Below are 11209 nucleotides of genomic sequence, written 5' to 3'. Positions count from 1 at the left end.
CGATTGTCCTGTCGAACGCCTACTGCAACCGGACGTGGTCCCCGCGCGTCCGGCCCACTCTCTAGCGTGAGCGCTAGAGAGTGGGATATCGCCGGATGTCCGGCATGAGCGCAGGTGGGAGGCCTAGTCCTCGCGACCCAGGAGGAAGCGGCCGAAGTGCGGGACGGTGAACGCGATCTGGCCGCGCTCCGCCGAGTACACGAGGCCCTTCTTGATGAGGCTGTCCCGCGCGGGCGAGAGCGACGACGGCTTGCGGGCCAGGTGCTCGGCCACCTGCGCGGTGTTGACGCCCGCGTCCTTGCCGTCGGTCATCTCGGCCATCGCGCGCAGGTACTCGCGCTCGGCCGGGGTCGCCCGCTCGTAGCGGGAGCCGAAGAAGCCGACGGCCAGTTCGGCGTCGGCCTCGGGAGCGGCCACCGAGACGTCGAGCGCGGTGATCGGGTCGTCCGGCGCGGCGTCCCAGGCCGCCTTGCCGTAGGCCTGGATGAAGTACGGGTAACCGCCGGAGGCGTCGAAGAGGGCGTCCAGGGCCTCGACGTGGATGCCCGCGTCCTCGCGTTCGACCGGGGCGAGGACGGCGCGGTCGGCGTCCTCGCGGCTCAGCCGGTCGATGCGGACGTAGCGGAACAGGCGCTCGGAGTAGGACTTGCCCGCCGACAGCACGGCGGGCAGGTGCGGCAGGCCGGCGCCGACCACGACCAGCGGCGCACCGGACTGGGACAGCTCGTGGCACGCGGCGCACAGCGCGGAGATGTCGTCGGGGCGCAGGTCCTGCATCTCGTCGATGAGCAGCGCGACGCCCGTGCCGACGTCCTGCGCCAGTTCGGCGACGTCGGTGAACAGCTCGACCAGGTCGATCTCGATGTCGCCCGAATCGGCCCTGCCGGACGCGGCGGGCACGTCGATGCCGGGCTGCCAGCGGTCGCGGAGCTTCGCGTCGGCCGGGTTCGAGCGCAGCGCGAACGCCTTGAGCACGCCCAGCGCGGCCTCGACGCGGTCCGGGGCGCGGTGCCGGACGGCCAGGTCGCGGATCGCGCGGTGCAGCGCCGCCGCCAGCGGGCGGCGGAGTCCGGCGTCCGGCCTGGCCTCGATCTTGCCCGCGCCCCAGCCGCGCCGCAGCGCCATCGAGCGCAGCTCGCCGAGCAGCACCGTCTTGCCCACGCCGCGCAGGCCGGTGAGGACGAGACTGCGTTCCGGACGGCCGCGGGCGACCCGTTCCAGCACGACCTCGAAGGCGCCGACCTCCTTGTCGCGCCCCGCGAGTTCGGGCGGACGTTGGCCTGCGCCGGGGGCGAACGGGTTGCGCACCGGGTCCACGCCAGCACGCTATCGCCGTCTCTAGGGTCCAGCCGATAGTCGCGCAGACTTCTCCGGGGTGTTTCGTCGTCTACCGCTCTCTAGCGTCTGCGCTAGACGGACCAATCCTTGCGCATGATCCGGTGGCGGGGTTGGCTGGACGACGTGGCCGAGGTGTTGACGAAGGGGACGGGCACGGTCGAGCGCATCGCCGACCGCGCACAGGTGGACGTGAGCTTCGAGGCGTCCGGAGAGCTGCGCAACGACGCCGTCGAGGCTCTGACCAGCCGCGTCGCCGCGGTTGAGCCGCTGCTGGACCGGCAGGGGATCGAGGTGCGGTCGCGGCAGCTGTCCGTGCACGACAACTGGGACGGCACCACGAAGGCGGGCAGCCGGGCGAGTCAGCGGTACGTGCTGCGGGTGACGGACCTGGACGAGCTGGACGGGCTCCTGGCCGCGCTGGTGCTCGCCGAACCGGCCTGGCTCAACGGCCCCTCGTGGGACCTGACCGACACGAAGGACGCCGTGTTCGACGCCCAGCAGGACGCCGTCGCCGACGCGCGGCTGCGCGCCCAGGGCTACGCCGAGGCGCTCGGCCGCAGGCTCGGTCCGCTGGTGCGGCTGTCCGACAGCGAGGGTGAGCAGTGGCAGGCGGACACGATGGCGGCCAGGTCGTTCGCGGGGTACGGCGGCAGTCCCGGCGTCCCGGTGCAGATCGACCAGCTCGGCCTCGAACCGCAGCAGATCACGATCACCGTCCGCTGCACCGCCACCTGGTCGCTCCTCGACTAGCCGTTCCAACGCCCCGGCCACCCGGTCGAGCTGGTCGGTGATCAACGGGGTGTCCTCGCCGCGCAGCGCCCGTTCGCGCTGGTCGTCGTCCTCGCCGTAGAGGAGACCGGTCGCCACGTGCAGCCGCCTGCTCAGCCGCACCCCTTCGCGCAGCTCAGCGGGCTCGTCGAACGCCAGAACGGCCGCCCGCTGCACGGGTTGCGCCGCGGTGGACTCCGCCTCGCCGCCGACCGGGACGACCGCGTCGCGCAACACCCGGTCGGTCGTCAGCACCACTCCGTCGGCCGCGACCGCGTGGGCGCCCGCGCTGCGCGCCGAGGGCGAGGCGCTGTCCCGCTGAGTGGTCCACAGGTCCATCCACACCTGTGGACAACTCGAACACCTGTTCGACCGCGTCGACGTCATTCACCGATCGCGGACCTGACGCCCCTCTCGGGCGAGTTGAAGTGGCTTTCGCTCTTGTCCAGCGGCACGTTGCGAACCGACTCGGGATCAGCTCGGTGGAAACTGGCCACCGCCGCCCACGAGCTCAGGGACAGCGCGATGACGCAGTAGACGCTGAGGATCACCTCGATGGGCACCTTCGCCAACGACATGGCGATGGAACTGCCGGAGACGACGCAGACGAGAACGACGAAGGAGGCCAGCGCCCGGACGCTGAAGCCCGCCAGGATCGGGTTGCGCGGCTTCACCTCGACCTGGTCCACGGCGACGGGTTCGGGCGAGTCCCCCTCCCGCGGAGCGGGAGGGGCGTCGAGGATCTTCCTGGCGTCGTTGCCGAAGTTGTCGACCAGGGGCTTGCCACGGTCCTCCGGCCGGGTCCCACCGTCCGCGGGACCGCTGGCACCCAGCGCTTCGCCCTCCTCGTGCGACCGGGTGATGCGCTCGATGTGCACGAGCGAGTTGAGCCACATCCGGGTTTCGTCGGGGGTGACGCGGCACGCCTTCAGGAAGAGCTTCAGGTGGTGTTCGGGTGGGAGCGAATCACTGGTGAGCATCGCCTGCGCGGTGCTGCGCGACATTCCCCGCCCGGCCCGGTTGCCTATTTGCGTGTACGACAGTCCCAGGGTCTTGCGCAGCGCGTTGAGAAGGTCGAGGAATTCCTTGGGGGTTGCGGCGTCCAGCACTCCCCGGACGTGGACCGTGTAGCCGTAGTCCGGGCTGCTTGCCGTGTTATCGCTGGTCATCGCCTACAGCCCGATGACAGGTGGAGCAGCTTTGCGATCCATGCTGAACAGGTCCTCCTCGATCGGGGAGGAACGGACGTGGATCCTCCTTGGCCTCTTCACGATGATGCAGGTGCGCAGGAACGTCATGGTGGCGAACCACAGGTTGACCGCGAGCATGGACATCACGGGCATGCCGGACAACGTCATGGCGATTGCGCTCGAAGGGAGCAGGACGAGCGGGAGGAGCAACCAGCCCACCTGTCCGTGCACCCTGTCCGGCGGGCGCTTCCGAGGTCGCCGGGACCGCGTCTCCACCAAGGTCGGCCAGCCCGCGGGTGACGGCTTCTTGACGGGTGCGGACACACCGTCCTCAACGGGTGCCGGACGCCTGCGGGGGTTCACCACGACAGCGGGCTGCAAGATGCCCCGCTCCGGCGGCGGCGCGCTGATCCGCGCGAACGCGGCGAGCCACAGATCGCGTTCCTGGTCCGACACGTCGAGCATGCGCAACAGCGACCGCACCTGGTGGATGTCCATGGGCTGCCGCCCGGTCATGACCGCGTACACGCCGCTGCGCGAGATCCCGAAGAAGTGCCGCGCTCGCCGACCCAGCCTGTCGTACGACAGGCCCTTCTCCTGCCTGAGGTTGTTGAGCGTCGACCGGAAACCGGCGACGTCCGCGACGACGGACAACCCCGATACCGCACGCGAGTAGGGGATCCACGACGAGTACACGCTCGCGGGCGGCTCCGCCTCCTCCGGAGGAGGCAGAGCCCTCGCCTTGGCGCGCGCGGACGCGGACGGTTCGTCCATGGCCCTCGCCCCCGCCCGGTCAGCGGGTGACGGTGACCAGCGGCCAGTTCCGCGGAGGTCGTGAGACCCCGTACCCCATCCGCACGCCCACCAGTCCCACGCCCGAGACGAGGGCCAAGGCGGTCGGGACGTCGTACCCCCACCGCAGCAGGACCAGCACGACCACGAAGACGAGGACGAGGACACCCGTGCGCACCAGCACGGCGGGCATCGGCGTGCACGGCGATGAACCCCGGCCCACCGGTAACGACGACTCGATCAGCATCATCCACTCCCGTTCTCGAACACCTGTCGGCCCGGACACCCGATCCACGGCCCCGTGGGGGTTGCCCCGAGACCCGATCGGTTGGCGCCGACCGGACTCGTGATGGGAACCGCCGGGGGACGTGGATCCCCATGGACCAATGATGATCCGCAGGGGTCGATCTGCCCACCGCGACACCGTCCGGAGCGTCCGATGGACGGCTCGGACGAAGAAAAATGACCCCTTTGGCCGCAGGTCAGAGGACGTCCTCGCGTCCAGAACGAACTTCTTCCCGTCCAGGGGCGCCGACACCGACTGGCGGCCCGCTCGGAGGTCGGCCTACCGTTGGCGGTGGAGCCGCGCCGGACTTGTCCGGGATGACTCCACCTCGACGCCGTTCGTCCCTTGGCCCGGACACCAGCTTCGAGACGGCGGGTTGCCGTTGGCGCGGAAACCCGCCCCAAACTTCCAGCGGTGGGCACCGGTCCCGGAGTCGCCCTAGCGCTCCAGGATCGCGGTGACCCCCTGGCCGCCCGCCGCGCAGATCGAGATCAGGCCGCGGCCCGAGCCCTTCTCGGCCAGCAGCTTCGCCAGGGTGGCGACGATGCGGGCGCCGGTCGCGGCGAACGGGTGGCCCGCGGCGAGCGAGGAGCCGTTGACGTTGAGCTTGGCGCGGTCGACGGCGCCGAGCGGGGCGTCGAGGCCGAGCGCGGTCTTGCTGAAGTCCGGGTCCTCCCAGGCCTTGAGGGTGGCGAGGACCTGGGAGGCGAAGGCCTCGTGGATCTCGTAGAAGTCGAAGTCCTGCAACGCGAGGCCCGCGCGGGCGAGCATGCGCGGCACGGCGTGGACGGGTGCCATGAGCAGGCCTTCGGCGCCGTGCACGTAGTCGACGGCGGCGGTCTCGGTGAACGTGAGGTAGGCCAGCACGGGCAGGTTGCGGGCGGCGGCCCACTCCTCGCTCGCCAGCAGGACGGCCGAGGCGCCGTCGGTCAGCGGCGTCGAGTTGCCCGCGGTCATGGTCGCGGTCTCGCCGCGGCCGAACACCGGCTTGAGCTTCGCCAGCTTCTCGACGCTGGAGTCGGGGCGCAGGTTCTGGTCGCGGGTGACGCCGAGGAACGGCGTGACGAGGTCGTCGAAGAAGCCGCGGTCGTAGGCGGCGGCCAGGTTGTGGTGGCTGGCGGCGGCCAGGGCGTCCTGGTCCTCGCGGGCGACGTCCCACAGCTTCGCGGTGATCGCGGCGTGCTCGCCCATGGACAGGCCGGTGCGCGGCTCGCCGTTGCGGGGCACGTCCGGGACCAGGTGGCCGGGGCGGAGCTTGGCCAGGAGCTTCAGCCTGCCCGCGGTGCCGCGGGTGCGGTTGAACTCCAGCAGCACCGCGCGCAGGCCTTCGTTGACGCCGATCGGCGCGTCGCTGGTGGTGTCGACTCCCCCGGCGATGCCGGAGTCGATCTGCCCCAGCGCGATCTTGTTCGCGACGGCGATCACGGCCTGGAGGCCGGTGCCGCACGCCTGCTGGAGGTCGTAGGCGGGGGTGTCGGCGGCGAGCCTGCTGCCGAGGACGGACTCGCGCACGAGGTTGAAGTCGCGGCTGTGCTTGAGGACGGCGCCCGCCACGACCTCGCCGACCCGTTCGCCCTGGAGGCCGAAGCGGCTGACCAGGCCGTCCAGGGTGGCGGTCAGCATGGCCTGGTTGGACGCCGTGGCGTAGGGCCCGTTCGACCGCGCGAAGGGGATCCGGTTGCCACCGAGGATCGCGACGCGCTTGATGTCAGCCATGCTGGCCATTCTACCTACCCGCCAGTAGTCTTACCAGCGAGTAGGGAGTGTGAGATGGATCGGTACCAGCGGTTCGCCAAGTCCGGAGTCGGACGCCTCGTCGTCGGCAAGCTCGGTCTGCCCAACCCCCACCCGCTGCGCAGGTTCTCGCCGGGACAGCCGCTGCTCACCGGGCCGCTGCTGCTCGGCGGCACCGGACGGCTGGTCGAGCCCGTCGCCGCGATCCTGAAGTCGGTCGACGTCCACCGCACGGCCGCGGCCGACCAGGCGTACGCCGCGCTGGTGTTCGACGCGACCGGCATCGACGACACGGCCCGCCTGCGCGAGGTCCACGAGTTCTTCCACCCGGTGATCCGCTCGCTCGGCCCGTCCGGTCGCGTCGTCGTGCTGGCGGGCGGGACGGGGGTCGCGCAGCGCGCGCTGGAGGGCTTCACGCGGTCCGTCGGCAAGGAGCTCAAGCGCGGCGGCACGGTCCAGCTCGTCCGCGTGGCCGAGGGCGCGGAGGACGCCGTCGAGTCGACCCTGCGGTTCCTCCTGTCCGCCAAGTCCGCGTACGTGTCCGGTCAGGTCGTCCGCATCGGACGCGCGGCCGTCGAGGAACCCGCGGACCGGGACCGTCCGCTGGCGGGCAAGGTCGCGCTCGTGACCGGCGCGTCACGGGGCATCGGCGCGTCGATCGCCGAGGTGCTCGGCCGCGACGGGGCGCACGTCGTGTGCCTGGACGTGCCCGCGCAGGGCGGTGACCTGTCCGAGGTGGCCAACCGCGTCGGCGGGTCGTCGTTCCAGCTGGACATCACCGCGCCCGACGCGCCCACCCGGCTGGCCGACCACCTCACCCAGCGGCACGGCGGCGTCGACGTCGTCGTGCACAACGCGGGCGTGCTGCGGGACAAGACGTTGGGGCGCATGGACTCCGCCCGGTGGGACGCCGTGATCGCGGTCAACCTGACGAGCCAGGAGCGGATCAACGAGGTGCTGCTGCGGACGAACGCGCTGCGCGGCAACGGGAGGATCATCGGCGTCTCGTCGATCGCCGGTATCGCGGGCAACGCGGGGCAGGCGAACTACGCCACGTCCAAGGCGGGCGTGATCGGTGTCGTGGAAGCGCTGGCGGACGAGCTGGCCGGGCGAGGGAGCACCGTCAACGCCGTCGCGCCGGGGTTCATCGAGACCAGGATGACGGCGGGCGTGCCGCTGGTGACGCGCGAGGTCGGCAGGCGGTTGAACAGCCTGTCGCAGGGCGGGCTGCCGGTGGACGTGGCGGAGACCGTCGCCTGGCTCGCGCACCCGGCGTCGACCGGCGTCAACGGCAACGTGGTCCGGGTGTGCGGGCAGATGCTGCTGGGGGCGTGATGGCGAACCTCGCGCTGCTCTACGCGAAGGCGGGGCTGACGGGTTTCCTGCACGGCGGCGGCGAGCTGCCGTCGTCCACGCGGTCCGCCGAGGTCGTGGTCGACCCGGCGCACCTGGCCGCCTACAACGAGGTGTGCGGCTTCCGGGTCGGTGGCACCGTGCCGATCACCTACCCGCACGTGCTCGGGTTCGGGCTCCAGCTGGAGCTGATGACCGAGCGCGCGTTCCCGTTCGCGCTGCCCGGTCTGGTGCACGTCGGCAACCGCATCACCCGGTCCCGCCCGGTGACCGCCGCCGAACCGCTGTCGCTGCACGTCCACACCGAGAACCTGCGGCCGCACGAGCGCGGGCAGCAGTTCGACGTCGTCACGACGGCGGCCGTCGCGGGCGAGACCGTGTGGACGGACACCTCGACGTACCTCAAGCGCGGTACCGGATCCGGGTCGGGGACCGCCTCCGAGCCCCCGCCACCCACGGCGGTGTGGCGGGTGCCCGGCGACATCGGCAGGCGCTACGCGAAGGTGTCCGGCGACCGCAACCCGATCCACCTGCACCCGTTGGCCGCCAGGGCTTTCGGCTTCCCGCGCGCCATCGCGCACGGGATGTGGACCAAGGCGAGGTGCCTGGCGGCGTTCGAGGGGCGACTACCGGACGCCTGCGCGGTCGACGTCCGGTTCAGGGCGCCGGTGCTGCTGCCCGCGACGGTGGACTTCTCCTCGACGCCGGACGGCACGCGCTTCGCGCTGCACGACCCCAGGACCGGGAAACCGCACCTCACGGGGACGGTTCAGCCCGCCTGAGCGTGCGGAACCACGTCCGCGTAGCCGCCCGCGTCGATCACGGCGAGCAGGCCGGGCCGCACCGGCTTCCACCCGAGCGCCTCGCGGGTGAGGGCGCTGGAGACGACGGAGTCGGCGCCGAAGAACCCGGCGAGCCACCCGAAGTGCTCCCCGGCCCGGTCAGCGGGCACCGACCGGGCCGGGAGGCCGACGGACCCGCCGATGGCCTCGGCGATCTCGCGCGTCGGGATGCCCTCCTCGTCGACGGCGTGCACCACGGAGCCCGCGGGGGCCGACTCGACCGCGAGCCGGACGAGCACCGCCGCGTCGAGCCGGTGCACGGCGGGCCAGCGGTTCGCGCCGTCCTCGACGTAGCCCGCGAAACCGGAGCGGCGCGCGAGGTCGACGAGCGTCGCCACGAAGCCGTGGTCGCCGGGGCCGTGGACCGTGGGGGCGAACCGCACGACACCCGACCGCACGCCCCGGTCGGCCAGCGCCAGCGCCAGCTCCGCGTTGACGAGCCGCGGGTGCCGGGAGGGGTCGGGGCGATCGGCCTCGGTCGCGGGCCGGTCACCGCCGAGCCCGACCACGCCCGCGGCGATGAAGAGCGGGCCACCTGTCCCGGCCAGCACGTCGCCGAACGCCTCGACCGCGCGCCGGTCGAGCTGCGCGGCCAGTTCCATCTGCGAGAAGTTGTGGTGGTAGCCGAGGTGGACGACGCCGTCGGCCTTCTCGGCACCCGCCCGCAACGACTCGACGTGGTCGAGCGAACCGCGGTGGACCTCGGCGCCGAGCGCGGTGACCGCGTCCGCCGAGCGGTCGGAACGGGCGAGGCCGACGACCTCGTGGCCGGCGGTGAGCAGCTCGGTCACGACCGCGGAGCCGATCCACCCGGACGCACCGGTGACGAAGACGCGCATGGGAATCTCCAGAGAGCGAAGTGATGTCACATTGCGACATCACGCTAGCACGGCGATGTCACACTGTGCCATCGCTACACTCCCGCCCATGGGACGATGGCAGCCGGGCGCGCGCGGACGGCTGGGACAGGCGGCGATGGAGCTGTACGTCGAACGCGGCTACGACCAGACGACCGTCGCCGAGATCGCCCAGCGCGCGGGACTCACCTCGCGCACCTTCTTCCGGCACTTCGCCGACAAGCGCGAGGTCCTGTTCGCCGGAACCGACGCCGTCCAGGACCGGCTGGTCACGGCGCTCGACGCCGTGCCCGCGGACACCGCGCCGCTCGGCGTCGTGAGGGCCGCGCTCGTCGCGGTGGCCGAGGCGGTCGGCGACGACCACGACCACTCGCGGCGGCGGCAGCAGGTCATCAGCACGAACGCCGAGCTGCGCGAGCGCGAACTGGTCAAGCTCGCCGCGTGGTCACGCGCGCTGGCCGACGGCCTGCGCCGGCGCGGCGCGGACGAGCACGCGGCGAGCATCGCGGCCGAGGTGGGGGTCGCGGTCTTCCGGGTGGCGTTCGAGCGGTGGGCGACCGGACCGGGGGACCGGCACCTCACCGACGTCGTGCGCGACTCGTTCGAGCAGTTGCCGACCGCCTAGCTAGCGGCGTGACGGCGCGTGCCACACGTTGCCCTGGACGAGGTCGCCGAAGCCCATCCAGACGAGGTTCATCAGGCGGGACGCCACCACGCCCGCGGGCTCGTCCGGGTGGTCCAGCCACCAGTCCGCGAGGGACTCCCCGGCACCGACCAGTGCCGCGGCGAGGCTTTCCGCCTCCCGTTCCGACGTGCTGGGCACCTCCCCGCTCCGGGAGCTGTGGACGAGCAGCGCGGCGACCAGGCTGACCGCCCGGCCGCGCATCTCGGCCAGTTCGGCGGCGAACGGGCCGCCCTGGGAGCTGGCCTGGCGGTGGAGGACCTGCCAGCTCGCCCGGTTCTCACCGACGAAGCCGAAGAACGCGCGGAGCCCGCTCCACAGCTGCACGTCCGGCGGCTGGTCCGGTTCGACGCCGGTGGCGATCGCCTCGATCATCATCGTCGCCTCGCGCCGGATGCAGGTCGCGAACAGCTCCTCCTTCGAGCCGAGGTAGGCGTAGAGCATGGGCTTGGAGATGCCCGCCACCTCGGAGATCTCGTCCATGGAGGCGGCGTGGAACCCGAGGCGCGAGAAGACGTCCACGGCGGCGTCCATGATCTGGCGTTCACGCACCGCGCGCGGCAATCGTTTGGCTCTACCGGTACGGACCGGTTGGTCTGCGTGCATCGCACCCCCTGAAGGCTGGAACAAGATTACTCGGCAGACTTGCGGGCGTACCTACTCGCCAGTAGATTTACTGGCCAGTAGGTACAGGAGGCGTCCATGACCATCGACCTCACCACCGAGGCGGTCGCGAAGCTCAGCCCGGCTGAGCTGATCGGCACACTCAAGCAGATCGACCCCGCGGACCCGGCGTTGAACGACGTCGACATCGACGTGATCGCCAGGGGCATCGACCCGAAGAAGCTGGGCAAGGACGAGTTCGCCGACCTCCTGGGGGCTCTCGGCGACCTCGCCGACGGCGGCGCGAACCTCGACCTGGCCGCGATGGACCCGCAGAACTTCGCGCGCATCATCTCGCGCGCCTCCAAGGACCAGATCGAAGCCGTCACGGCCAGGGCGGGTCTGCGCGAACGCGTGCTCGACGAGGTGTTCCGGCGCATGGAGGCGCACTTCCGCGGCGACCGCGCGGGCGCCACCAGGGCCGTCGTGCACTTCCACCTCACCGGCGGCTTCGACGGGAGCGGCGTCGACACGTACGAGGCCGTGATCGAGGACGCGGCGTGCACGATCAACAAGGGCGAGACCCGCGAGGGCCGCGCGGCCGTGACGCTGAGCCCGGTCGAGTTCCTCAAGCTCGCCACCGGCAACGCGTCCGCGCCGGTGCTGTTCATGACCGGCAAGCTGAAGGTCAAGGGGGACCTGGGCTTCGCCGCCGGGTTCATGAGCCTGTTCAACATTCCGAAGGCCTGAGGGGGAAAGAGTTC

The 11209-nt window shown here is 71.6% G+C and carries 13 protein-coding genes; 6 read left to right on the top strand and 7 right to left on the bottom strand.

The annotated features are described in order from the left end of the window. Nucleotides 1–123: 123 nt before the first annotated feature. Nucleotides 124–1317: an ATP-binding protein gene (locus tag AC156L_RS34510; protein WP_330878703.1), complete on the bottom strand. Its 1194-nt coding sequence runs from the start codon at nucleotides 1315–1317 to the stop codon at nucleotides 124–126. 114 nt (nucleotides 1318–1431) lie between these two features. Between AC156L_RS34510 and AC156L_RS34505 the strand changes: the two genes are divergently transcribed. Both AC156L_RS34505 and AC156L_RS34500 read left to right on the top strand, forming a co-directional pair. After that, nucleotides 1432–2088, top strand: coding sequence for an SIMPL domain-containing protein (locus AC156L_RS34505; protein ID WP_330878704.1), 657 nt, complete (start codon nucleotides 1432–1434; stop codon nucleotides 2086–2088). Nucleotides 2089–2296: 208 nt separating this feature from the next. Continuing rightward, nucleotides 2297–2428: a hypothetical protein gene (locus tag AC156L_RS34500; protein WP_330878702.1), complete on the top strand. Its 132-nt coding sequence runs from the start codon at nucleotides 2297–2299 to the stop codon at nucleotides 2426–2428. Between the two features lie 61 nt (nucleotides 2429–2489). Here the strand turns inward: AC156L_RS34500 and AC156L_RS34495 are convergent, their stop codons facing one another. The 4 genes from AC156L_RS34495 to AC156L_RS34480 form a co-directional block, all read right to left on the bottom strand. Continuing rightward, nucleotides 2490–3275, bottom strand: a complete 786-nt coding sequence (locus AC156L_RS34495; RefSeq protein ID WP_330878701.1) for a helix-turn-helix domain-containing protein — start codon at nucleotides 3273–3275, stop codon at nucleotides 2490–2492. 3 nt (nucleotides 3276–3278) lie between these two features. Next, nucleotides 3279–4070, bottom strand: coding sequence for a helix-turn-helix domain-containing protein (locus tag AC156L_RS34490; RefSeq protein ID WP_330878700.1), 792 nt, complete (start codon nucleotides 4068–4070; stop codon nucleotides 3279–3281). Nucleotides 4071–4089: 19 nt separating this feature from the next. Further along, on the bottom strand, nucleotides 4090–4335 hold the full coding sequence (locus AC156L_RS34485; protein WP_330878699.1) for a hypothetical protein: 246 nt from the start codon (nucleotides 4333–4335) through the stop codon (nucleotides 4090–4092). A 477-nt stretch (nucleotides 4336–4812) separates the two neighbouring features. Continuing rightward, on the bottom strand, nucleotides 4813–6090 hold the full coding sequence (locus AC156L_RS34480; RefSeq protein ID WP_484407625.1) for an acetyl-CoA C-acetyltransferase: 1278 nt from the start codon (nucleotides 6088–6090) through the stop codon (nucleotides 4813–4815). A gap of 54 nt (nucleotides 6091–6144) precedes the next feature. Here AC156L_RS34480 and AC156L_RS34475 point away from each other — a divergent pair, with 54 nt between their 5' ends. Beyond that, nucleotides 6145–7443 (top strand): 3-oxoacyl-ACP reductase, encoded by a 1299-nt coding sequence (locus AC156L_RS34475; RefSeq protein WP_484407624.1) that lies wholly within the window; start codon nucleotides 6145–6147, stop codon nucleotides 7441–7443. Next, a complete protein-coding gene (locus AC156L_RS34470; RefSeq protein ID WP_330878696.1) occupies nucleotides 7443–8243 on the top strand; it encodes a MaoC family dehydratase in 801 nt (266 codons plus the stop codon). Before AC156L_RS34475 ends, AC156L_RS34470 begins: the two co-directional genes overlap by 1 nt. Here the strand turns inward: AC156L_RS34470 and AC156L_RS34465 are convergent. Next, nucleotides 8231–9142, bottom strand: coding sequence for an SDR family oxidoreductase (locus AC156L_RS34465; RefSeq protein ID WP_330878695.1), 912 nt, complete (start codon nucleotides 9140–9142; stop codon nucleotides 8231–8233). The two genes, AC156L_RS34470 and AC156L_RS34465, sit on opposite strands and share 13 nt — an antisense overlap. A gap of 88 nt (nucleotides 9143–9230) precedes the next feature. On the opposite strand from AC156L_RS34465, the gene AC156L_RS34460 reads away from it, so the two are divergent. After that, the gene (locus AC156L_RS34460; protein ID WP_330878694.1) at nucleotides 9231–9785 is read left to right on the top strand and encodes a TetR/AcrR family transcriptional regulator; all 555 of its coding nucleotides are present in this window, start codon (nucleotides 9231–9233) and stop codon (nucleotides 9783–9785) included. Here the strand turns inward: AC156L_RS34460 and AC156L_RS34455 are convergent, their stop codons facing one another. Then, entirely contained in the window at nucleotides 9786–10448 is a 663-nt protein-coding gene (locus tag AC156L_RS34455; protein ID WP_330878693.1) for a TetR/AcrR family transcriptional regulator, read from the bottom strand. 96 nt (nucleotides 10449–10544) lie between these two features. Here AC156L_RS34455 and AC156L_RS34450 point away from each other — a divergent pair, with 96 nt between their 5' ends. Continuing rightward, a complete protein-coding gene (locus AC156L_RS34450; RefSeq protein WP_330878692.1) occupies nucleotides 10545–11195 on the top strand; it encodes an SCP2 sterol-binding domain-containing protein in 651 nt (216 codons plus the stop codon). Nucleotides 11196–11209 lie beyond the last annotated feature (14 nt).

This window comes from Umezawaea sp., assembly GCF_057122925.1.
The sequence above is the reverse complement of the archived record's forward strand: the minus strand, read 5'-3'. Positions and strand labels throughout refer to the sequence as shown.